The sequence below is a fragment of the Colwellia sp. Arc7-D genome (assembly GCF_003061515.1).
Lineage (GTDB): Bacteria > Pseudomonadota > Gammaproteobacteria > Enterobacterales > Alteromonadaceae > Cognaticolwellia.
Genome location: NZ_CP028924.1, coordinates 2,104,120 through 2,127,809, shown reverse-complemented (window position 1 = coordinate 2,127,809; position 23,690 = coordinate 2,104,120). Strand labels below are relative to the sequence as shown.

Here is a 23,690-nt window from a genome sequence, read left to right as displayed (position 1 = left end):
ATAAATAATTTAGCTAGCAATGATACTCAGCTATAGAGTTGATTGTAGAGTGTGTTTCATACTCAGTGGTGGCTATTAAATGAGCTATTTTAGCCGATATTGTATATGCTTATAAAAGGATAAGTTATAGATTTATTTGGGGCACATATGAAAATATCACTTAAATACTCGATTATAGTTATAATTGTTTTGTGTTTATCTGCTTGCCAGTCCACCCAATTATATCAAAGTAATTCCGCTGAAAACCTGCGCATGCAAGTTAATGAAGACAATCAATTTAAAGGTTTTAAATTGATTCCTATTGAAACTGAAAATGATATTTTTGCCTTAAGTGAAGAGATGAAACTCATGGCAAAAAATATTAGCTTACTGCGTGATCCACACACAAAAGCCACTCAGTTGATCAAACAATTTTTTAGTCCTGAAAATATCAATTTAGCTTATAAGTCAGGTGCTAATGTAATCGCTGCCCAGGCATTTAGAAATAAAGAAGCTAATTGCTTATCTTTAACCATAATGGCCTATGCTATCGCCAAAGAAGCAAAGTTAAACGTTGCATTTCAAAGTATTGATGTGCCTGAATATTGGGTACGCAATGGTGAGGCGAGCATGCTAACAGGGCATATAAACTTATCGGTATTACAACCAAAGTCACCTAATACCTTATTGTATTTTGACAGAAAAAATATTGAAATTGACTTTGACCCTTATGTTAAGAAAAAGGTATTCCCTAAACACCAAATTAATAAAAACACTGTTGTTTCCATGTTTTACAATAATAAAGGTGCAACAGCACTCATAAACGGTCATTACTTATTAGCTTATGCTTATCTAAAACAAGCAATTACAATTGATCCTAAGTTTTCCTCTGCTTGGGGTAACTTAGGTATTCTTTACCGATTAAACGGCTTAGAAGAAAGTGCAATGGCAACCTACCGACATGCCATTTATTTAAATTCTAATAATTTAACGGCAATGGAGAATTTAAGTAAACTTTTACACAATAATGGTGCATATGAAGAAGCTAAGTTAATCGACATTCATATCATGCGTAAACGAGCTGTCAATCCCTACTACTATGCATTACTTGGAGATGAAAAGTTTCATAAAGGTTATTACCAACAGGCAATAAATCACTATAAAAAAGCGATAAGGCTTAATAGTACAATCCACGAGTTCTATTTCGGCTTAGCTAAAGTACATTATATGCTTGATGATAAGGTAAAAGCTCAAATGTATATCAAAAAGGCGATTGCTAAAAATAAAGTGCCACAACTTGATAAACAATACCTCGTAAAACTTAATATATTAAAACAAGCATATTAATGTTGGATAAGTTCGAATTAATAGTGCTTAAAATTTATGGGCTTTGTGATTGTTAAATGAGCTGTTAAATATAAAATATTTAACAGGGCTACTCAGGATAAAAAAAAGCGTTATAATGTTCATCGTTAACATTAATTAAAAGAGGCTAACTCATCAATGGAAAAGCGATTTATAACGGCGCAAGAGTTACTTGAAGATTCGTTTCGTGTTGCAGCGAAAGTTTTCGAAGACGGTTTTAGACCACAGTTTATTGTAGGTATTTGGCGTGGCGGTGCACCAATTGGTATCGCAGTTCAAGAGTATTTTGACTTTAAAAAAGTTGAAACTGATCACATAGCAGTGCGAACGTCTTCATATTATGGCATTAATCAGCAAAGCAAAGAGATCAAAGTTCACGGTTTACATTATATTATTGAAAATGCGAATGCTGATGACGGGTTGTTAATTGTTGATGATGTTTTTGACTCTGGTCGCAGTATTGAAGCGTTAATAACACAAATGAAAAAGCTAACGCGTAATAACATGCCAAAAGATGTCAGAATTGCTTGTCCTTGGTATAAACCAACAAATTCTAAAGTAGACTTAGTACCGGATTATTATGTGCACGAATCAAAGGACTGGTTGGTATTCCCACATGAGTTATCTGGTTTAACACCTGACGAAATTACAAACGGTAAAAAAGATTTAGTCAATATATTAGATTTATTTGTAGAGAAATAAAACAAGACAACTGCAATAACTAATGTAAGAGCACTCTTATATTAGTTATTTTCCTCGTTTATTTTAACACTTCAATATTGCTCACTTGTAAAAAAGTAATGAATAAATTAAGTTATATTTTATAAGGTTAATTTAATTTAGGTTTTACTAGTGTATTTAAAAATTAGTTTATTAGTTTGTTGTTTAACATCATCAGTTAGTTTTGCTAAAACGCCTTTAGTACTATTATCAATTGACGGATTTGCTCAACGTTATATATCGCAATATCAACCACAAACATTAATAAAACTCATTGAGCAGGGAACCAGTGCAAAAGCGCTTTTACCCGTTTATCCAAGTAAAACCTTTCCTAACCATTTAAGTATTATAACCGGACGTTATCCGATTAATCATGGCATTGTTCATAACAATTTTTATCATCGAAAAATTGATAAAGTTTACAACTTGGGTGATGGTAAAAACGATACCCGTTGGTTAAGTGCTGATCCGCTATGGCATATTAATGAAATGCAGGGCAATAAATCAGCGGTTTATTTTTGGCCTGAGTCAGAAACACCCATAAATAATAAAACTGCCAGCTATTATTATCCCTATAAACATTTTACCCCTAATGAGCAACGCCTTGACCAAATACTTAACTGGTTACGTTTACCCGAGTCAGAACGCCCGAATTTTATTACCGGATATTTCGCCAGTGTGGATGATGCGGGTCATGAATTTGGTGAAAACTCACCACAGTTAATCAACGCAATTGATGAACTTGACCATTTGCTGTCAAGTTTTGTTAAACAAATTGAGCAAGAATTTAATGGTCAAGTTAACTTAGTTATAGTCTCAGATCATGGAATGACTAAAATAGATAAGCAGCATATTATAGATTGGCAACATAATATCGTTGACGGTGTTAAAGCCATAAATGGTTCAACGCAGCTATATTTATATAGTGATAATGATGACCAATTACAGCGCAGTATTAACTTATTTAAAAGCAATCATACAGATACCGAACAAACTCAATATCGAGTATATCAATATCCAAATTTTCCAACGCATTGGCAATTAAACCGAGAAACAGACTCTGTACCTAATGCAATTATAGAAGCTTCACCTTCGTATATTTTTAATAAAGAAGATTTACGTGTTAAAGCTGAAACTCATGGTTATGACGCTAAAATGTATCGTGATCTCGACGCCATTTTTATTGCAACGGGTCCTGCATTTTCAAAAAATAAAAAAATTGAGCCATTCGAAAATATCCATGTGCTTCCTATTTTAAGCCGAGCACTTGGATTGATTGATGTTAAAAACATTGATGGTAACTACGATATAGCATCTAAAATTGTCAAATGATGGTATTAGTTTCTAGCAAAGCATGTGGCTAACTTTAGACTTTGAGTTATTAAAATCAGGATTATGATATGCAAACGTCAAAAATGGAGCTATTCAACTTTACTGTTGTAAAAGGGCACCAAGTAGCATCAGGTAGTGCAAACGATTCTAGATTTCCTTTTGGAACAATTAATGCCCAAGTTTCACACTTTAAAGCGCTAGGTTTAGATATTAGTGAGTTTTATCCAGCTACCATAAATGCAGAGTTTAATAGTAGATCAATAACATTAAACCACCATGATTACTTTTTTAAACAAGTTAAATGGCATGACGATATACCAGCAGAAGATTTTAAATTTTGCCGATGTATTCTATTAAAAGAATATACCGAAATTTCAGCGCTTATATATCAACCACAATTTGACACTAAAACTGAACATCAGCAGCCCTTAAACCAACTTGAAATATTAGCTCCTTATATAGAAGATATTCATTATGGCGATTTACTCACGTTAAAAATTAATAAACATGTGATAACACTGTCTGAGTGATGATAGTTGTGTGTTTGATCACACATTATTCGTTCACAGCCTATTAAAATCATAAACTTGTAAATTATCACTTAAATAGCTTTTCAATAACATGCATAATAAGGTATGTTTTAAATACAATAATTATATTAATAATCTTCCTATGAAAATAAGTTATATCGCCCGTCAGGCTATACTCGACAGAAATCATCAAACGGTTGGTTACGAACTCCTCTTTAGAGATAGTCCAAATAATAAATTTCCAGAAATTGATCAAGATATTGCTAGTTCTAAACTGATCATACAAAACCATTTTCAAGGCGATATTCAGTCTGTTAGTTTAGGTAAATTAGCTTTTATTAATTTCACTGAAAAATGCTTAATAAACAAGTATCCACTCATGTTCGATAAAGCCAGTATCGTTATCGAACTAGTTGGGCACCAATCAGCGACTCAGCGTTTACTGAAAATTGTTAAGTATTATCATGATAAAGGCTATCAAGTTGCGTTATCTGAGTATGATTTAGACGTAAAGTGGGATGTATTATTCCCGTATATTGCGATGATAAAAATAGATACAGAAGTTACAAATGCTAAACGTATTCGCCCAATAGTTGAACGTATAAAACCCTTCAATATCAAACTAATTGCAGAGAAAGTTGAAACTAACTATCAATTACAGTCTTTGGCTGAAGTTGGTTTTGATTACTATCAAGGTTTTTTCTATCATGAGCCTGAAATTATAGAAGGGCAAACATTAGCTCCAATAAAGTCACAAATGTTGCACTTAATTAGTGAGACTTTTAACAAACCATTAGATTTTGATCATATTGCCGAAATTATTGGTCACGATGTAAACTTAACACTTGGTTTGCTCAAGTTAGTAAATAACGTGGCGACAGGCACACGTATTGAAATTACCTCATTAAAACAAGCAGCTGCGTACTTAGGTGAAGATAAACTTAAGCAGTTTGTTACCATACTTGCGCTTTCAAAACTTACAACGAGTAAGTTTACCGAAATTTCTAAACAGTCACTGATCACGGCAAGATTAATGGCGACACTGGCTTCAGAAAGTGCGTTTATGGAAATTAAAGACTTTGCATTTATAACCGGCTTACTAAGTTCAATTGAAGTGATTTTAAGTATGCCAATTGATGAAATCGTAAAAACCATGCCATTAGCGCAACCGATAGTAGACGCCTTAGTCAACCATAGCGGTTTATTAGGTGAGTTGTTAGATTTAACAACTAACTACATTACAGGTAATGGTGAAAATATCCAGCAACTAACTGATTTATATCAACTTGATGCAAACTTTATTCATAAAGAGTTTGTTAATGCCAGTAACTGGTGTAAGTCATTAGGTATTTAATAACTAGTGATTACTAATTAGTTAATTTTTGAATGGTTGATAAGAGCGTATTAATATACGCTCTTTTTTTATGCATTCTTTTTTATATAATTAAAATTATATAAAATGATTTTTACTCTTCTTTAGTTAACTTATCTTGTGTTTGTGTAATAAAGTCACTTGCATCGTGTCTTTCATGTAATTGCGTTGATAACTCACCCCAGGTTTTGTTAACCATAACACCACGTTTTACAGCAGGGCGTTTGTCAATTTCTTTAGCCCAACGCATCACATTCTTATAGGATACTAAGTCTAAAAATTCAGCGGCATCATACAAACGATTTAAAGCAAGCGCACCATACCAAGGCCAAATAGCAATATCTGCAATAGTGTACTCGTCACCACACATGTAATTATTATTTTCTAAATGTTTATCTAGCACATCAAGTTGACGTTTAACTTCCATCGAAAATCTATCGATACAATATTCTATTTTATCCGGAGCATAAGCATAAAAATGACCAAAACCACCACCAAGATATGGCGCGCTGCCCATTTGCCAAAACAACCAAGACATACACTCTGCCTTTTTACTATCGCTTGGTAAGAAAGTATTAAACTTCTCAGCGAGATAAAATAGAATTGAACCTGACTCAAACAAACGTGTAGTTTGTTCATTGCTAACATCTAATAAAGCGGGAATTTTAGAATTAGGATTGATCTCAACAAACCCACTACTAAATTGATCACCTTTACTAATATCTATTAAATAGGCATCGTATTCAGCTGCTTCAAACCCAAGTTCTAACAACTCTTCAAGCATGACAGTAACTTTGACACCATTAGGAGTAGCCAGAGAATATAACTGAAAAGGGTGCTTACCTTTATTTAATGTTTTCTCATGTGTTGCTCCAGCTATTGGACGATTTATACTGGCCCAATTTCCACCGTTACTGGTATCCCACTGCCAAACATTTGGTGGGATATATGAATTTTCATTACTCATGTTTACTCCAATTTATATCTAAATATATCATTTATACAGTATGCTAAGGCTACTAATAAAACAATGATGTGCATGTCAAAATTCAGAAGTTTTTAATTCATAATCAATGCAAATAAAATATAAGGCAATATATAAAGAAATATCGTTATGAATCAAAACGCTATGACTTTAATTATTAATAATCAAAAGCATGCGGGTAATAAATGATTAATCGACCTTACGACGCTTGCCACTTTCAGCACGTTTTTTGTTCTCACTTTGCACGTATACCGTGTCAGTAGTTGCCATACTTGCATGTCCCAAATCTTCTGAAATGTCTTTGAGAGGGCGCCCACGTTCGATTTCCATACTTGCTCCTGTATGTCTTAACCAATGTGCGGTAGCTTCTTTAAGCTTAAGTGCTTTATTTTCACCTTCAGAAACACGCATATTTTCATGTGCTTGATCGAAAACATTTTGAACTAACCGGCGCAAATGTCGTGATGTCATACCGCCTTGACCACGTACTTTCTCCACTAAAATAGCATTTTCATTACTTGATGGTAGGCCTAATAATCCACGGGATAAGCGGTAGCGTTCTAAAAAAGGTAAAAAATCAACAGGTACAGTAATATCACGAAGTTTACGGCTTTTACCAAACACCTTTAACCACCAATTTTCATCGTCATCTTGCCAAAAATGACCCATAGTGGGCGACCAATTAACGCGTTCAGATAACTCTGAAATCCTAAGGAAAAGTGTTTTAAGGGAAGCAATAACAAATAAGTTTCGTTCAAAAATGGGGTTTTCATCAGCCATTTCAACTGCGGTATCTAATACATATTGCCATTGACTCGACGTTAAACGCTTAATTTCTTTAACTTGTGAATCAATAATAAAGTGACGACAATCTTTTTTTGCTATTTGTGCGGGGTTACCAATACAAAAATCTTCAGCCATTAAGTAGTTATAGAAAACAATTATGGCGGTAAACATTGATGAAAGCGTTTGTTGTGATGGACGATATTTTTTCTTATCAACAACATATTGAGATTTTTGACTTTTTGGCGCTTGAATCTTATATGGAAACCAATGTTCATTAGCTGAAGAATATCCATTTGATAATTTGAAGCGTTCTTGATTTGACGTACCAATCCAAGTTACTGGTGGCTGCCAACAAAAGTCAGCGTATTCCAGTAAGTCAGATTTACGCAATTGGTCTATAGGTTTTTTCTTTTCAATAAATGCCCAAAGTAAAAAACGCTCAACGTCATTTCTAAATCTGTCATAAGTATGCAGCGATTTATTCCGACCAATATAAGTAAGAAATTGTTTGCCCCAATTAAACTGTTCAAGCCACCAGGCTTCATTTGCTGAAAATATTTTATTCAGCTCAGGATAATCTTCTAAATCAAAGTCACACAAATCTAGGTATGGCGGATATAAAGGTACAGGCTTATTTAACATTATTATTTGAATACCAAGTATAAGATGTATATGTGAGCCAGTTTAAAGCATCCTACCCACTATGTCCAATACTGAAGAGTATCGGACATAGTGGGGTGTGTGAATGCTTTGTGTTGTTGTCTCGTAATCACTGGCAGAAAGTAAATTTTAAAATTGACCTTATAATCAGAAATTTAGAAGAAAGCTTATAGCGTTTTTTCTAAGTAAAATAAACGCTATAAGATAACCGATCATCAATTAACACCTGATGTGTTTAAAATATAGTATAAAGGTTATATCCATCGTCGTTTCTTAAAAAACATCAACATACCAGTAATTGAAATTGCCATAAGTCCTAATACCCCTAAATAGCCATATTTCCAGCCTAGTTCTGGCATGTTAAATGGGCTGATACTTGAATCAAAGTTCATGCCGTACACACCAACTATAAAAGTTGGCGGTATAAATACCGTGGTAAATATGGTCAAAAATTTAATAACGTCATTTAACTTTAAATTAACACTCGTTAAATAGAACTCCATGAGTCCTTGAGTCATTTCATGGTAAGACTCAAGCGTATCTTTAATTGACTCAACATGATCGTAACAATCCTTCATGTGCAGTATTGTGTTCTTAGATATGACCGAATTTTCTTCCTCTCGTAATATATCGCCAATAAGATCTCGATGTGGCCATATGCGACGCCGAACTAATAGCACTTCTTTTCTCAGTGCATGTATCCGAGTTAGAATCGCCCTGTCCTTTGTATTTAGTAATTCATCTTCTATTGTTTGAATGGTTTCAGCATATGCTTCTAAGAGAGGAAAACCATAATCTATAGTAGTGTCTATCAGGCTGTACATCAGATAATCTGCAGGTAGTTTGCGGATTTTACCAACATTAGCCATTAATCTATCGATAACATGCTCGAACGGCATAAACGCACCGGAACAAAATGAGATAAGTGTATTTTTAGTGATAAATAGACTTACTTGTTCTATTTTAGTCACGCCTTTATCACTTAGGGGTAAATTTAATATGATAAATATTTGGTCTTCATTAAGCTCAACTTTAGGCCGTTGACCATTATTCAGTATGTCCTCAATATGTAACTCATGAATATTGAGTCCCTTAGCCAGAGTGATCATAGCCTCAGCAGAAGGATTTCCCTGAACATGTATCCAAGTAACATTAGTGTTAGCAATAAAATCTCGACAGGTAGCCAGCTCTAAAACGGTGTGATCTTCAATATCTGTTTTATTATAATCAATTAAACTAACGGTATAATTAACTACATCAGACTGAGAAATTGTACCGGGTTTAGTTCCCGGCTGGCTGTATTGTTTATTAAATAATTTCATTCACTTACTCTCATATTAGTGAAGACTAACAATACCATATTTTGTTATAAAAGCATCAAACAAGGTAAATAATAACATTAGAATTTTACTGTTTTCATATGCATATTCAATTACTTGGGCTGAAATTTTCTTTATAAGCCACATATTAATACTCTACTATAATTTAAGCTTATATCGGCTGAAAAATTACAATTCAGTATATTCTGGCAGATTTAATCAAAAATAAAGGGATCTTTTTTGGCTTTAGTGCGAATCCAATTAAGAGAAGATCTTACAGACTTACGCGCTAGAATATTTTTCTCAAGTTTGTGTTTACCTGGAAACGGGATTAAGCTCAGTCCAATCAACATGGTGATTAAACCTTGACCAGGTAGAACTAACATAGCAAGTCCACAAACAAACAATAATACCCCAAACAATACTTTTACTATATTAACTATAAAGCTGACGCCAATATTATTTATTGAGAAAATGTGAGTCGTTTCATTCGCGTTATTACTAACGCTTTTATTATTACTCATCATTATAGGGCTGTTCTTTTCAAGTACACTGTTTTTACGTAGAAAATATCGTGTATCCAATTGGGTAATCATGTAACTTATCACTATGAAATACGCGATTGAAGCGATTGTAGTTAGTAATATAATTAAGAATAAAAAGTTACTGCCTAAAGTGACTGTTAGATAGGTAGTAATGTTGTCGTAATATTCTTTAAGCACTTTTGTTTTCCATAATTTATTTAGCCGCTGATTTACAACTCATGAGTAAAGTTGGGTTTTATGCAAATATTTACAGCATTACTTGAATGGATCATTGTCCATTGGGTAACCATCATCGTTATTTTCCATATTAGCTTATCTCTGCTGACATCGGTACATGTACTTTTGTTCAAAGAAAATGAGCGCACATCTCTCGCCTGGATTGGCCTAGTGGTATTTTCTCCTGTTGTTGGTAGCCTATTTTATTGGTTGTTTGGTATAAATCGCATTAAACGCTCAGCGCAAAAAAAACACCCGCAAACACTTAAGAAAAAGCTTAAACAAAAGTCACATCACAAAGTAAGACCTATTGAATTTCACCGGCTACCGAATAATTGGCATTCAGCTGTTATCGCCGGACATACTATTCATCCCATTAATTATCTTGCAAATAATACCATTGCCCCTCTCATTAATGGCGATATGGCTTACCCAGAAATGATTCAATCTATTAATAGTGCTAAGCGATATATCGTTTTATCGAGTTATATTTTTGATTACGATTCACTCGGGCGCCAATTTGTTGAAGCTTTAGCACAAGCACATAACCGAGGAGTTATTGTTAACGTTTTACTCGATGGTATTGGTGTTGGCTATAGTTGGCATAAATCAGACCGCGCATTAAAAAAACTAGGTGTTAAAACTGCCCGCTTCTTACCCGCTATTTCGCTGACTAGTATTCGTTTTATCAACCTGAGGAACCACAGAAAAATTCTCTGCGTAGATGGTGAAGTAGCTTATATTGGTGGTATGAACGTAAGCCAAAATAATATAATTACATCATCAAAGCACCCTATTGATGATGTTCACTTTAAAGTGACTGGGCCCGTAATTGATCAGATCAGTCAGGTATTTATAGAAGATTGGTTTTTTGCTACCCACGAGTTAATTAAGTTCCCTCAATATAATGTTAAGAAAAGCCAGAGCGCAGATAAACATACAAGTAATAACATTGTAATTGCCCGCGTTATTCAAGACGGTCCAGATGAACATCATAATAGAATACGCTGGACCCTAATTAATGCCTTAGTAAGTGCACAAAAAAGTGTAAAAATCATGACGCCCTATTTCATCCCTGATCAAACATTAATGACGTCACTGCATGCTGCAGCATTGCGCGGCGTTTCAGTTGAAATTATTGTACCTGAATACAGCAACATTATTTTTGTTGACTGGGTGATGGCCGCCAATTACTCAAGAATTATAGAGCACGGTATAAAAATATATAAAAATACCAGACCCTTTGACCACAGTAAAATTGTGCTCATTGATGACATTTGGTCATTTGTTGGCTCTTCCAACTGGGATGCCAGAAGTCTTGAATTTAACTTCGAAATTAATCTGGAATGTTTTGATACCGAGCTAAATACAAAATTAACAGAATTATTTAACTCAAAAAAACAAAATGCTACACCCGTGACAGAAGGTGATATTAAAGGGTTAGCTACCTACAAAAAAATACGTAATAACTTTTTTCGATTATTTTCGCCCTATCTGTAATGCTATTAATTAATAATTTAGCTGCCATCTTATTAAAGGCCAAAACATTTCATGATTAAAAGCCGTTATAGCACCGTTGAATCACTGAAAATTATGGGCAGTGCCTCAGAACATTTGCTAGGACCAAACATAACAGTACTGTTGTGGAATGTTTATAAATGTAAAAAAAAGGGATGGCAGGACGATTTTATAACATTGATAGCTGATAAAAATTTAATTCTTCTGCAGGAAGCTATTGTTAATTCCCCTTTCGACAGCCATTTTAAAAAATCATTACAACATCAGTGGATTATGGCGCGTAGTTTTAAAAGTATAAAAACTAACATAGTAACTGGCGTTAAAACCGGCTCTACGGTTGCGGCAATAAAACATTATTTTTCAGCATCAAAACACAGTGAGCCGATATCAAAAACAAAGAAAATGTTGCTAGCAACCTTATACCCATTAAATATTAAAGGGCAGTCATTACTGGTGGTAAACTCACATCTTATCAACTTTGTTGCATTCGAAAAATTTAAAGCGCACTTAGATCAAGTATTTGAAACGCTTAATAATCATCAAGGTCCGATAATATTGGCAGGTGATTTTAATACCTGGAATAAAAAAAGATTAAAATATTTTAATAGCCTAGCTGCGATATTTTTACTAGAAGAAGTTAAAATCGTTCGTCAGCCAAGACTAAAGCATCTATTTAAACATCTTGACCATATTTATTGCCGTGGGCTGGTGATAATTGATGCGCACGTACATACCGATATTCACTCTTCTGATCACTTTCCCATAAGCTTATCGTTAAATACGGATATTTTAAAATGAGTAAATTGATTACGGCTAAAACGTAAAACCGACAACCATTAAGACCTTAACGTTAAAGTAATTAACACAATGCCGTGATCTGTACTTTCGCCATCTCGTTCAAAACTTGGGTTAATTAAATGTCTGTCGTAGGTATTATAGTCACTTACTTGATATAAACTGTCATGATAGCCAGCGTCAAATTCACATGATAATAATATGTAATCAAGCACTGAACTGCTCGCTCCAAAGTAATGTGTAGGGGTACGCGTTACTTTTTTATCAGCATTATCACCTTTAGATTCAATAGCTTGAGAGCATTCGTTAGTTAATGCCATTTGGAATAGATCCCAGGCATCATTTAAACAATATTTAGCAAGATATGCGTCTCGGTCTATAGGAGAAACGAACCGAAGTGAGCTGGTCAACAAATGGCTTAAAATACCATCGTTGAGTGTGTTATTAAAATCCCCCATTAATATCATTGGATTATTACTAACTTCTCGCCGCCCTATCATGCTCATCATTAACAACGTTGCTTCGCTTCCACGCTGTATACTTGAGCCCCAGCTACCAGCAACTTGTGCCTTTAAACTGTCGATAATATTTTTTTCTGGCGACCGTTTTACTTTATCATCTTCTATACCAAGCATAGATCGCTTGGATTTAAAATGTACTACATAGCAATCACAGTGACCTAAATGAGGTACATCAATAGTCGCTCTAACTATCTGCCTGCTGAAGGAAAAGTCATCAGCTAAACCTAACGTTTGTGCTAATGCAGAGTCTGGTGTTACAGCTTGAGTATCAACAATGGGAAAACGAGAAGCAATTGCTACAACGGGGCTTTTATAGATAAAATCATCAATAACTACAGGTTGATCAACCACTGAAAAATATTCGTAACCTTGTTCAAACACCAATGCCTTTAGTGACTCAGTACTAAAAACCTCTTGAAAACCTATAATATCAGGCTGATGTTCGCGTAAATACTCTGTTATCCAACTTTGTTTCTTATGCCACTGCTCTGCACTATAAATACGTTCAAACTCATAAAATGCATTAGGCGGCTCAAGGTAATTGAACAAATTAAATGTGGCAATTGAAAGTTGAGCATTTTCAATTGATATTGAAGCGGTATCAACTGTTTTTGTTTTGATAGTATCTTTTTCACTTAAATGGCTGATGTGACGTTAACTCTTATAAATAATGAATGAGAATTATACCTCAATGAACCTAGAAGTTATTTTTAATCGTTATATTTTGCATAACTCTCAAAACTTCAACTTCTATTTCTGGCATAGATTCTGCTCTATTAACCTATACATGCTGTAAACGTTAAATAATCGTATTATTTTTAGCTATTGTCGGTAAATTTTTCAGACTACGGTGTAAATTTTTTACTTTTGCTTAAGCATGTTTTAATTAATCGTAATAAATCAATATAACAAAGAGGCGTAGTTTTTATTACAGTTTAGTTAATCGCTACCTATATATTCAGCTGCCTATGGTTTTAGCATATAAAAAAAACCAAAAAGCATTAACGAGCCCTGTTCTAGAATTCAGCCAAATATAATTAATATAAAACTAAAAGGAAAATAATATGAAGAAGTCAGCAACGCTTTACAGAATGCATACTAGTGAACACATTTGTCCTTTTGGGCTTCGTTCTAAAGATTTACTAGAAAGACAAGGGTTTGAAGTAGACGATCATAAATTATCTTCTCGAGAAGAAACAGATAAATTTAAAGCTGAACATGATGTTGAAACTACACCTCAAACATTTATTGAAGGCAAAAAAATTGGTGGTCATGACGCACTAAGAGAGCACTTTAATATGTCTCCTGCTGAAAAAACTGGTACTACCTACACACCTGTTTTGGCCATTTTTGCGGTTGCTTTTTTAATGGCCTTAGCAACAAATTTCGCTAATAACGACAGCATCAGTGTTATAAAAGTGATAGAGCTTTTTGTTGCGTTCAGTATGACCATTTTAGCGATTCAAAAGTTGAAAGATTTATACGGATTTTCTAACTCTTTCATTACATATGATTTATTAGCAATGCGTAACCTCAGGTATGCTTATATTTATCCATTTGCCGAAGCTTTTGCAGGTATTGGTATGCTAGCAGCATTATCTGGCTTTATTGTTGGACCGGTTTCTTTATTTATTGGTACAGTGGGTGCTGTGTCAGTGTATAAGGCTGTATATATTGATAAACGGGAACTTAAATGTGCCTGTGTAGGCGGAGACAGTAACGTGCCTCTTGGTTTTGTATCTCTGACCGAAAACCTGTTTATGATTTTAGGTGGAGCATGGATGTTAAGTAAAGCACTTGGTTTAACAAGCTAACACTATAAAACACAACTAACGCCCTCACTTCTATAATCATTTTATATGTAAGTGGGGGCTCTTTATTAAAGCGGATTAAGATAAGTTGCGTTGTATAAGCCCCATCAAAAAAGCATTTCATTTCAAAACAGTCATATTACATCATCAGGGTTTTATAACTAATCCATCAATTAATACCGTTAAATACTGATAAATATATTAAATTTCACTGCATTAAACCGCTTATAAAATGGAGTGACATGTTAAATATAGTATTGCTACTAGTGCATATATCGTTATAACTTTAATCAAAATAAACTATTAAGCCTAAACATATTACCAACACTTAACGCTAAAATAATTTATAGTTCATGCACCACGAATATAGTGCTATTTACTTAAAGGTTTCTTACTGTGCACAATACTTATGTCAAAATTATCGCGAGCACCGTTTTTGCCCTTTTCGCCTTTGCCGCCAACTCAGTTCTGTGCCGTTTAGCTTTAGGTACTAATGCTATAGATGCTACAAGCTTTACTACCATCAGGCTACTTTCAGGTATAGCCATACTCTTTGTGCTTATCCAGTTAACTCGATTAATACAAAAGCCAACAAAAGATTTAAAGCTACAATCTAAAGGAAGTTGGTTATCCGCTGCAATGCTATTTATTTATGCTGTAGCTTTTTCATTTGGCTATATATCGTTAGACACAGGTACCGGCGCATTAATATTATTTGGTGCAGTTCAAATTACCATGATCTTATCCAATGTCGTTTCAGGTAATAAGCTACATTTGTCAGAATGGCTCGGCTTAGCTCTTGCGTTTACTGGCTTTGTGTATTTAATTATGCCATCAGTTACTACTCCGTCATTAACGGGCTTTGTATTAATGAGCATTTCTGGAATGGCTTGGGCCTTTTACACTCTACTCGGACGAAAGTCTAAAAATGCACTTAACGATACAGCTTTTAACTTTTTACGCACCGTACCATTTATATTTATCTTAATGGTTTTTAGTTTAGATAGTTTACATGTAAGCTCATCAGGCATTATGCTTGCAATATTATCTGGCGCTATAGCTTCAGGGGTTGGTTACTTTGTTTGGTACATCGCGCTTGCTGGGCTTTCAGTCACCCAAGCAGCTGTTCTGCAATTGTTTGTACCCATAATTGCCGCATTGGGTGGTGTAATATTTACCAGTGAACTTATAACGGTTCGTTTAATAGAGTCATCAGCCTTGGTGCTAGGCGGTATTTTAATGGTGATATTAGGACGATATTATTTTGTTCAGTTAAAGGCTAAGCAGCTTAGCTAAACAAGTTATAATTGGCGTACAGTTTAAGCTTCATTATGTAATTGTCGAATAAACTGTATTGTAACTGTGAGATTGCTATCGTATTAAATTTAAAATTGGTTTAAATTCAGCCTTTCTACAATCTTGTAAAAGCTCATACAAACACATTTCTACGCCCGTTATGATAGCACCTTCACTTTTTAATCGGCTTACGCCAAGCGCTTTATCTTGCTGACTACGAGAGGAAACACAGTCATTTACCAGTTGTACATTATAGCCAAGGTCTAACAGCCCTACCGCGGTTTGATATACACATATATGTGCTTCTATGCCACAAACTAGCCATGTTTCGATTTTTTCTGCTTGTAAAGCATTGATAAAATTTGGTTCAGCACATCCGTTGAACGTAAATTTTGTTACAGCGTTAAATGATTCAATAATAGATTTTAGCTCATCAACCGTACCACCTAACTTATCCGGGTTTTGCTCAAGAAAAATTATAGGTAAACCTAATACCTGCGAGCCATTGATTAGTTTTTCACAATTCGCAATTAACGCTTTACTGTCATGAACTAAACGCGCTAGTTTCCCTTGAATATCAACAACAATTAAACCTGTATTTTCTGGTCTTAACATGATGTTTCTCCTTAGTTATTTAGCATGTGTATCGAAACAAAACCGAATCAAATATTACGTGTTTATACGTTATTAAAGCTACTTTCTTTGAGTAAATCAGTATCTAGAGTTAATGTATGCAGAACAGTAGGCTTACCTATTTTAAGGCACGCTCTCATTTTTTCTCTCGTACATTTAGAATCGTCTGGCCAATGATGATCATTTTCATAAACACTTAAGTCAGGCCACTGCGCATAGGCAATAAATTTTCCATTATCCGATTTATGTAATCTAGATCCTAAACTGCCAAAGTTTTCATAGATTATGTCCGTAGTTTCAACCCAGGCCTTTCGGAACTGACTTTCCATCCCGGCAATAACATCAAACTCTAATAATACAGCTATCATTTTTATCTCTTTAATTGACTTATAAAACTAGAACATATAAGTAAAACATAACGCCCTAAATAAGCGGCTGAAATATGTTTACTAAACTGGTTGATGCATCAATAGAAAATGTTTTTAGTCACTTATGGGTATGCTATACAAAATTTACTCTACAGGCATTTGATAAGTTACCCATTGAGTTTTATCTGATAGCTTATCGTAAACACTTCTCCCTCTATAGTTATTATCCGCTGTTATCCAGCGAACAAAAGGCCAATCATTTTTCGATGCAAAGTAGTTCAATTCTTTATATAGTGCATCGACTACTCCAACGCCTCTAGCTTCAGTTTTAACATAAAGATCATCAAGAAAACCAACCAACTTCCCCTGAGTGGAGATGGCATTGCCCTATAATGCATAAACCCAAGATAATTACCTGATTCATCTTTCGCTACAAGAGCATAAAATTTATTATTTACATCAAATATCCATGACCACACGGTATCAAGTATCGTTTGATCCATAGGCACTTTATAAAATTCAGCATATTCATAGTAAAGACTTTCCCAGCCTTCCCTATCATTCAAAGATAATTCAGAAACAACAGTTTTCATTTAAACCTCTTTTGTATGACGCCTAATAACAGGCTAAGTAGTGGTTGGCTAAAAATGTGTAGTAAGGTGGTACAAAATCAGAGTAAAAACAGCAAATTGTTTTATTGATTAAAGGTCTTGTTCGATTTTTTGGGCAATAACCTTTTTTAATACGAAGAATATAATTAATAAGTAAGCAATAGTCGCAACATGCTTAGCAACAACCTTAAATGGTGCTTGAGCTTCATATGCAAGTAACCCATCGGTAATTGGCATAACAACTGCAAATAATGCGCCCCACATTAAAACAATATAATTTCGAGTATATAAAAGATAACCAAAAATTAAGGTAATAAAGATTGTACGCGAACCATATATTTTAACCCAATCAGCATCTATAACCGAAAAAAGTTCAGTGCCTCTAACGGCAGAAAACATGGCTGGGTCAATGAAAGCAAAAGTACCATAGAATCCCTGCAACAAAACTATGAGTGCAACTAATACAAACCCTACTCTTTCCAATTTTGTACTTTTATTCGTCATAATATCCCTATTCACCTGAGTTATAGAAAACCGAACGCCCGGCTAACAGGCAATAAAATAGTTGGTTGCAATTCAACCAGTTGTTTGTGTTCGTATGAGCAGCTTGTTAGCTGTATTTTTTAGCATATACACGATAAAACATCGAAAAAAACAGGCAAATTATTGCAGGAAAAAATAATGCCATAAATTGATATTGTGCAAACAGAAATGCGCCTAAAGTACCACCAAATATGAAACCGACAATAATAATCAAGAAAAGCTTTGCCTTGCGTGACTCAAGAGCTTCACCTTTTATAAACCTGCCAAGCATGATACCTAAATCTGTGAAAATTCCTGTGACATGAGTTGTTCTTATTATTGCACCACTGTATGTTGTTGCTAATGCATTTTGAAGTCCACACGCTGCGGAAGCAAAGAATTGACCATATATTGAACCGGCAGATAAAAACCATAATGCGATTAGTAACAAAATAGACTCTAAGAGCAACACCGTATCATAATGTCGCCCTAGCTTTAGGCTTGAACCATCTAGTAATAATCCAGCAATCGCTGAACCAAATATAAATGAACACAAAATACCTAGCAAATGGATAATATTAGAAAAAGAAGAACCTAAAAAACTTGTACCCAATAAGGTAGCTGTGCCAGTTAAATGAGAGACTGCTTGATGCTCAAAGCTAAGAAAACCAATCGCATTAACGCAACCAGCAATCAAGGCAAAAATGAACGCGCCGACTTCTATCCATTTAGGTAATTGTGAAATCAATACTCAGTTTCCCTTTACAGCTAACGCCACGATAAGAGGCAAATAGTATGTTGGCTAAAATAAGCGACGCAGGAGCAAAAGCCAACTGTTTATTCCTGCTTTAACAAATTTTTATAAGAAAATTTAGATAAGCTTATTTCAACTTTTCATTTAAAATACTACTGATTTCAGCTTTTAAACGTATTAACGAATCTAGGTGGTTATTAGAAGTTTCTTCACCTTCTTCAGTGCGTCTAGATTTAGAAAACTTAACAATATTTAATGCCATATCTATTTTTTCTATTAAAGCTGAGGCATCTTCAGGTATTGGATTAATCCATTGTAATGAAGATTCTAAATCCTTATTTCCATTATCAGATAAAGATTTGATTAGTTCGTCAGAATGCATAAATTACCTTTACTTGTAGCGCCCATTTAAGGGACAAAATAGAGTTGGCTAAAATAGGTGAACGTAGTGAACAAAACAGCCAACTTTATTTTGTCCTGCTTTAAATTATTGTTATACGTACTATTTACCGCTGTGTTTTTTAAGTGATTCGTCAAGTGCCTTTTGTTTCTTTGCTTGTTCACTTTTACATCTGTTTTTTTCATACTCATATGGATGATTACAATTTTCGTCTGCACCCAACCCTATTAGTAAGCTTTCTTCTCTTTCCTTACACTTCATCTCCTGAGCTGGTTCCATATTTACACATGAAGCTGCTTTTCTACTAACACCAGCTTCTCCATAATCTTCAGTGCTATAAGAACTACAACCATTGGCTAGAATACTAATCAATGCAGATATTATTAACTTAAACTGTAAATTCATGCGCAAACCTCCCTTGTACGTATAACGCCGCAATAAGCGGAAAATTATAGTTGGCTAAAATGTTTGAGGAATGATCTTACACCACTTTCGTAGACACATTTCAAAGTCCTAATTTCTCATATTTTTCAGGCGTTGTATAACCTAAACTTGAATGTAATCGTTCTTGATTGTAAAACGCGATGTATTTCTGAATAACAGCAGTCGCCTCTTCTTGATTGTTAAAACGTTTGCCATGAATAGCTTCTGCTTTAAACGTATGGAAGTACGATTCCATCGCCGCATTATCAATCGGCGTTGCTTTTCGGCTCATACTCCTTATAAAACCTGACTTTTCCACAAGAGTTTTGAAATCATTCGCCGCATATTCAATTCCTTGGTCTGAATGAAATATACAATTATTATCTGGTGTTTCTGTTGCTAAGGCTGCCTTTAAAGCCGCTTGTGTCATTAAAGAATTTCGTTGACGACTAAACGACCACCCAATCAATTTACGTGTAAATAAATCCATAACAACCGCATGAAAGAGCCAACCTTTTTGAGTGCTGATGTGGGTGAAGTCACCAACCCACTGTTGATTCTTTGCGCTTGGCTTAGCGACATAATGCAGATGATTGCTTGTTGTTGAGTAATGTTTTCCTCTATTTGGTAAGCGCAAATATAAGTTTTTAGTCGAGCTACACAGGTTAAGCTCTTTCATTAGTCTCGTGATGCGTCGACGACTACAGCTAAGGCCTTCTCGATTTATCTGTACATGCATTCTTGGTGCGCCGTAGGCTCGTTTAAAGCCTTGGTGCTGCTTAATCAGTTCAGCCTTAAGTTGGTTATCTTTGACTTTATGCGCGGATACTGGCCGATTATGCCAGGCATAGTAACCACCGCGAGACACCCCCAACAGCGAGCATAATCTTGAGACATTACTTAAGGCATGGTTCTTTTTGATAAAGGTAAAATTAACTAGGGGTCTTCCTTTAAGAACCGCTCGAACTTTTTTAGAATTTCAATATCCTCTTCGCTGCGAGCTAGTTTTTTTTCCAACTTTTTAATGTGCGCATTGGCCTTAGCAAGTTTAAGCTTTTCGGGACTGACGGGCTTCTTCTCTTTGGATGGTTTTTCCATTTGATGATTTTTCATAAGCGGATGAGTAAACAATGACTCTTTACGGTATTCCATACACCAACGATAGAGCATGATGGGGTGAATACCCAAGGAACTAGCCACGTCTTTAGCTAAAACACCTTGCTGAGACGAGAGTAAAATAGCATGAAGTTTAAACGCTAATGAATATTGGTTGTAATGTCGCTTTCTTGTATGTCCCATGATTAACCTCTTTGGTAACAATTAAATAAATAACTGTCTACCAAAGTGGTACAAGATCAGAACGAAAAAAAGCCAACTGTAAATTTACCGTTTGATTGCCTTGTTATATTTTTAAATAAACAATACCAAAACTGCACCACCTACAACCATTATTGCAAAATACTCAGTACCTTTATTAAACTTTGTAAGTAAGCCAAAATATACATAACTTACGCAAAACATAATAACCGCACCAATAAATAATGAAAGAAATGTCGTTCCTGAAATAAGGCTAATTAATAAAATAGGGATACAAAACAACAGAGCTGGATTCAAAGGCTCTGATTTAACATCATGTAGTTTTAATGCAGCGAATAGAAATAATATTTTAAATAGCATCCATACCTCGATAAAAATATAACGCCTAATTAACAGGCAAAATATAGTTGGCTAAAATAGGTGAACGGAGTGAACAAAAAGCCAACTGTATTTTGTCCTGCTTGAAATTCTTGTTATGTGTAATTTGCCACGAACTGTTCGTCTAACTTTAACCCATGTGCAGTTTTATCTGCTACATAAAATGCTATTTTAAGTAAATGTGCAAATTTAGGATCGTTATCTTCAATTTCTCGCACAGCTAAATGACCAAAATTAAGAGTATGAAGTTTAGCGTGTTCGCTATTTTTACCCTCGAAGAAATCCACTAAAAATTGAAGCTGATTTTCTATCGATTGATACATTGGTAGAAGGCTATTTGAATTAATAGCGACTTTCTCTTTAGCAACTAGAAGAGCATCGTTACATAGTTTAGCTTTTATAGATTCTTGACTCATATTCTCGTTTACACATAACAGCTTATTAGACAGATAATATCCCACTTTCCACAAGCAAAACGTCCATCTAATGAATATTTATTCAAATCAATATACATAATTTAATATTACCATTCAATATGTTGTTAGGTACTGAATAAATAGATGTAGAAAGACAGATTAAATCTGCCTTTCTACAATAAAGCGGGATTCGCACCACCACTGTCTATAAATACAGTGTCGAATTGAGGTTTATTTAAATTATTTAGCTCACACATAAGATTTATTAATAATATCACTGCATACATATCAAAGCTGATTGCTTTTAAGACTTACATAATGTTGGACTTGGGTGCACAAGCGCTTTAGTAATTTTTCCATGTTGTTGCTTAACCTTTAGTCTATCAGCAGATCTATTTAAACAACCACTGACATTAAATTGATTATTTTTATGCGATAAAGTCGTGCTGTTAGTTATATCAATAACTAGTCCTGTTGATTTTTTCTGTTTTATTTTCTTTTTATTGCCTGTTGTTGCCGAGTTATCGTCATTCATAATTAATGGGTCAAGAGCAAAACTTTTCTCACGACTTGCTGCTACGATACAAATTCTATTTTCCGCTGCCAGAGATAATAAACCACAGTCCACCTCACTTGACTCTTGAATATCAAAAGGTATAAGCAGCACATGAATACAGTTTAAGGCCGCAACTTTTACTATTTCAGGCATATTGGCATCATCGGCTGTTAGCATTGCTATCTTTATAGCACCTTGCTCTAATGGCAATTCAACGATGTTTAGATCGTCCCCTAATTCTGTCCATTTATAACGATTACAAAAGTGTAACTGTTGTTGTAAGGCAAATACCCCATGATTATTAATTAATACAGCTTGATGAACACCATCAATAACTAAACTTGTACAAACATATTGAAAAGGTCTTAATGTTGCACTAATTTTACTTATGATTTCAGTGCACAAGACTTCTATTACATCAAGTTGTGATGCGTTATGAGTAATCGATTTATCGTCAATAAAAAATAGTTCAGGTAATTGAATAATATCACTGAGGTTGTTTTCGATGTAATGGCAAACATCTTCTATGGCTTGTTCGTTTGATTTATATGTTGCAAATAAGGCTACATTTGCAGTTTCGGGCACGTTGTTCTTGGTCGCTTTAATCTCAGCAGTTTGCTTTTGTAATGTTGCGTCTTGCTGATAAAGCTCAATACGGTGCTGGTTAAAAAACGCTGTGCCATCAGGGCGATATTTATTATTTAATCCTGCCTTTGCGGTATCTATATCTGCAAAAGTAAACCCTTCATTATTATGAGTTATCTGCGCTAATACCTTACCATTGGTATTAACTATTTGACTGAAACCCGTGCCTACTCCCCTTTCATTTAAATGTTCTTTCATTAGAGCACCAACATTATTCGCTGTTGCAATAAAAACATTATTTTCAACCGAGCGCGTTAAGTCATAAAAGTGGTTTTGTTCAGCAGTATTAGTACTTTGTGCATTACAGAGCAATTGTGCACCTTGCATGCCAAGTTCTCTTGCTTTGCTGTACGTTATAGCATTTTGTCCGGCTAATAAGCCTAGCTTGGCTAAAGGTGTTGTTATTATTTCAGTTGTATTATTGGTACTAATGAAATATTCACTTTCATGTGCTTGAAATGCTTGTTGGTCGGTTTGTTGAATCAATGCTCCGTCAGGAGAAATAAGGCAAGTAGTAACACTAATGTTCGATTTAATTGAACCGTTTGTAGTATCTCGTGCAAGGTCTCTACGTACAGTTGCATTGAACACGATATAACAACTGTGTTTTTTGGCTTGTGTAGCTATTTGTTGAAAAAAATCACCATTAAGTGCTAACGCTTCTTGCCATGCTTGCTCATGATCCTCGTAACAAGGTTGGGTATTACAATATTGGGGAAGTACGATGATATCTGGCTGACAGCTTGCCACTTCATTTATAATTCGCACACAAGTTGATATGTTTTCATGTGCTTTTAAAGACGTGGCGAACTGTGTAACGGCTACTCGCATAATGTATAAAATTCCAGATAATTTGATATTTGAACTGAATTAATTCAGGTATTAATAATTGTTAACCAGATTATATCATTTTCAAC

At 34.7% G+C, this 23,690-nt stretch carries 26 protein-coding genes; 9 read left to right on the top strand and 17 right to left on the bottom strand.

Annotated features, from left to right (window positions below; translation table 11 throughout):
- Positions 1 to 147 precede the first annotated feature (147 nt).
- The 5 genes from DBO93_RS09355 to DBO93_RS09335 all read left to right on the top strand — a co-directional run bounded on the left by DBO93_RS09355 (position 148) and on the right by DBO93_RS09335 (position 5,280).
- Positions 148 to 1,326 carry a tetratricopeptide repeat protein gene (locus DBO93_RS09355; RefSeq protein WP_108456106.1) on the top strand — a complete coding sequence of 393 codons (1,179 nt, stop codon included), beginning with the start codon at positions 148 to 150 and terminating at the stop codon, positions 1,324 to 1,326.
- Between the two features lie 156 nt (positions 1,327 to 1,482).
- On the top strand, positions 1,483 to 2,046 hold the full coding sequence (locus DBO93_RS09350) for a phosphoribosyltransferase family protein (protein WP_108456105.1): 564 nt from the start codon (positions 1,483 to 1,485) through the stop codon (positions 2,044 to 2,046).
- A 150-nt stretch (positions 2,047 to 2,196) separates the two neighbouring features.
- Positions 2,197 to 3,396, top strand: coding sequence for an ectonucleotide pyrophosphatase/phosphodiesterase (locus tag DBO93_RS09345; protein ID WP_108456104.1), 1,200 nt, complete (start codon positions 2,197 to 2,199; stop codon positions 3,394 to 3,396).
- A gap of 68 nt (positions 3,397 to 3,464) precedes the next feature.
- A complete protein-coding gene (locus DBO93_RS09340) occupies positions 3,465 to 3,926 on the top strand; it encodes a hypothetical protein (protein WP_108456103.1) in 462 nt (153 codons plus the stop codon).
- A gap of 142 nt (positions 3,927 to 4,068) precedes the next feature.
- Positions 4,069 to 5,280, top strand: coding sequence for an HDOD domain-containing protein (locus DBO93_RS09335; RefSeq protein WP_108457791.1), 1,212 nt, complete (start codon positions 4,069 to 4,071; stop codon positions 5,278 to 5,280).
- Between the two features lie 112 nt (positions 5,281 to 5,392).
- On the opposite strand, the gene yghU is transcribed toward DBO93_RS09335, so the two are convergent.
- The 4 genes from yghU to DBO93_RS09315 all read right to left on the bottom strand — a co-directional run bounded on the left by yghU (position 5,393) and on the right by DBO93_RS09315 (position 9,644).
- Positions 5,393 to 6,265, bottom strand: a complete 873-nt coding sequence (gene yghU / locus DBO93_RS09330; RefSeq protein ID WP_108456102.1) for a glutathione-dependent disulfide-bond oxidoreductase — start codon at positions 6,263 to 6,265, stop codon at positions 5,393 to 5,395.
- A gap of 207 nt (positions 6,266 to 6,472) precedes the next feature.
- On the bottom strand, positions 6,473 to 7,714 hold the full coding sequence (locus DBO93_RS09325) for a tyrosine-type recombinase/integrase (protein ID WP_108456101.1): 1,242 nt from the start codon (positions 7,712 to 7,714) through the stop codon (positions 6,473 to 6,475).
- 269 nt (positions 7,715 to 7,983) lie between these two features.
- Complete coding sequence (corA, locus tag DBO93_RS09320; protein WP_108456100.1) at positions 7,984 to 9,051, bottom strand: magnesium/cobalt transporter CorA; 1,068 nt, start codon at positions 9,049 to 9,051, stop codon at positions 7,984 to 7,986.
- Between the two features lie 212 nt (positions 9,052 to 9,263).
- On the bottom strand, positions 9,264 to 9,644 hold the full coding sequence (locus tag DBO93_RS09315; RefSeq protein WP_204100699.1) for a hypothetical protein: 381 nt from the start codon (positions 9,642 to 9,644) through the stop codon (positions 9,264 to 9,266).
- A 186-nt stretch (positions 9,645 to 9,830) separates the two neighbouring features.
- Between DBO93_RS09315 and cls the strand changes: the two genes are divergently transcribed.
- Positions 9,831 to 11,309, top strand: a complete 1,479-nt coding sequence (cls, locus tag DBO93_RS09310; RefSeq protein ID WP_108456098.1) for a cardiolipin synthase — start codon at positions 9,831 to 9,833, stop codon at positions 11,307 to 11,309.
- A gap of 51 nt (positions 11,310 to 11,360) precedes the next feature.
- A complete protein-coding gene (locus DBO93_RS09305) occupies positions 11,361 to 12,125 on the top strand; it encodes an endonuclease/exonuclease/phosphatase family protein (RefSeq protein ID WP_108456097.1) in 765 nt (254 codons plus the stop codon).
- A 38-nt stretch (positions 12,126 to 12,163) separates the two neighbouring features.
- On the opposite strand, the gene DBO93_RS09300 is transcribed toward DBO93_RS09305, so the two are convergent.
- Positions 12,164 to 13,192 (bottom strand): endonuclease/exonuclease/phosphatase family protein, encoded by a 1,029-nt coding sequence (locus DBO93_RS09300; protein ID WP_108456096.1) that lies wholly within the window; start codon positions 13,190 to 13,192, stop codon positions 12,164 to 12,166.
- A gap of 515 nt (positions 13,193 to 13,707) precedes the next feature.
- Here DBO93_RS09300 and DBO93_RS09295 point away from each other — a divergent pair.
- Together DBO93_RS09295 and DBO93_RS09290 are read left to right on the top strand one after the other, a co-directional pair.
- Positions 13,708 to 14,457, top strand: coding sequence for a glutaredoxin (locus DBO93_RS09295; RefSeq protein ID WP_108456095.1), 750 nt, complete (start codon positions 13,708 to 13,710; stop codon positions 14,455 to 14,457).
- A 393-nt stretch (positions 14,458 to 14,850) separates the two neighbouring features.
- Positions 14,851 to 15,750, top strand: a complete 900-nt coding sequence (locus DBO93_RS09290; protein ID WP_204100668.1) for a DMT family transporter — start codon at positions 14,851 to 14,853, stop codon at positions 15,748 to 15,750.
- A 75-nt stretch (positions 15,751 to 15,825) separates the two neighbouring features.
- Here the strand turns inward: DBO93_RS09290 and DBO93_RS09285 are convergent, their stop codons facing one another.
- The 12 genes from DBO93_RS09285 to DBO93_RS09230 all read right to left on the bottom strand — a co-directional run bounded on the left by DBO93_RS09285 (position 15,826) and on the right by DBO93_RS09230 (position 23,604).
- On the bottom strand, positions 15,826 to 16,365 hold the full coding sequence (locus DBO93_RS09285; protein WP_108456094.1) for a hydrolase: 540 nt from the start codon (positions 16,363 to 16,365) through the stop codon (positions 15,826 to 15,828).
- 62 nt (positions 16,366 to 16,427) lie between these two features.
- Complete coding sequence (locus tag DBO93_RS09280; RefSeq protein ID WP_108456093.1) at positions 16,428 to 16,751, bottom strand: antibiotic biosynthesis monooxygenase; 324 nt, start codon at positions 16,749 to 16,751, stop codon at positions 16,428 to 16,430.
- A gap of 302 nt (positions 16,752 to 17,053) precedes the next feature.
- On the bottom strand, positions 17,054 to 17,344 hold the full coding sequence (locus DBO93_RS18775; RefSeq protein WP_204100667.1) for a hypothetical protein: 291 nt from the start codon (positions 17,342 to 17,344) through the stop codon (positions 17,054 to 17,056).
- A 108-nt stretch (positions 17,345 to 17,452) separates the two neighbouring features.
- Positions 17,453 to 17,866, bottom strand: a complete 414-nt coding sequence (locus DBO93_RS09270; protein WP_239059156.1) for a DUF4267 domain-containing protein — start codon at positions 17,864 to 17,866, stop codon at positions 17,453 to 17,455.
- Positions 17,867 to 17,972: 106 nt separating this feature from the next.
- A complete protein-coding gene (locus DBO93_RS09265) occupies positions 17,973 to 18,632 on the bottom strand; it encodes a YoaK family protein (RefSeq protein WP_108456091.1) in 660 nt (219 codons plus the stop codon).
- A gap of 133 nt (positions 18,633 to 18,765) precedes the next feature.
- Complete coding sequence (locus tag DBO93_RS09260; RefSeq protein ID WP_108456090.1) at positions 18,766 to 19,020, bottom strand: hypothetical protein; 255 nt, start codon at positions 19,018 to 19,020, stop codon at positions 18,766 to 18,768.
- Between the two features lie 120 nt (positions 19,021 to 19,140).
- Complete coding sequence (locus tag DBO93_RS09255; RefSeq protein ID WP_108456089.1) at positions 19,141 to 19,443, bottom strand: hypothetical protein; 303 nt, start codon at positions 19,441 to 19,443, stop codon at positions 19,141 to 19,143.
- A gap of 100 nt (positions 19,444 to 19,543) precedes the next feature.
- Entirely contained in the window at positions 19,544 to 20,383 is an 840-nt protein-coding gene (locus tag DBO93_RS09250) for an IS3 family transposase (protein WP_239059189.1), read from the bottom strand.
- Between the two features lie 14 nt (positions 20,384 to 20,397).
- Complete coding sequence (locus DBO93_RS09245; protein ID WP_108455946.1) at positions 20,398 to 20,760, bottom strand: transposase; 363 nt, start codon at positions 20,758 to 20,760, stop codon at positions 20,398 to 20,400.
- A 111-nt stretch (positions 20,761 to 20,871) separates the two neighbouring features.
- The gene (locus tag DBO93_RS09240; protein WP_108456088.1) at positions 20,872 to 21,138 is read right to left on the bottom strand and encodes a hypothetical protein; all 267 of its coding nucleotides are present in this window, start codon (positions 21,136 to 21,138) and stop codon (positions 20,872 to 20,874) included.
- A 113-nt stretch (positions 21,139 to 21,251) separates the two neighbouring features.
- Positions 21,252 to 21,572, bottom strand: coding sequence for an immunity protein Tsi6 family protein (locus DBO93_RS09235; RefSeq protein ID WP_162533757.1), 321 nt, complete (start codon positions 21,570 to 21,572; stop codon positions 21,252 to 21,254).
- 304 nt (positions 21,573 to 21,876) lie between these two features.
- Positions 21,877 to 23,604, bottom strand: coding sequence for a carbon-nitrogen hydrolase family protein (locus tag DBO93_RS09230; protein WP_108456086.1), 1,728 nt, complete (start codon positions 23,602 to 23,604; stop codon positions 21,877 to 21,879).
- Positions 23,605 to 23,690: the final 86 nt, after the last annotated feature.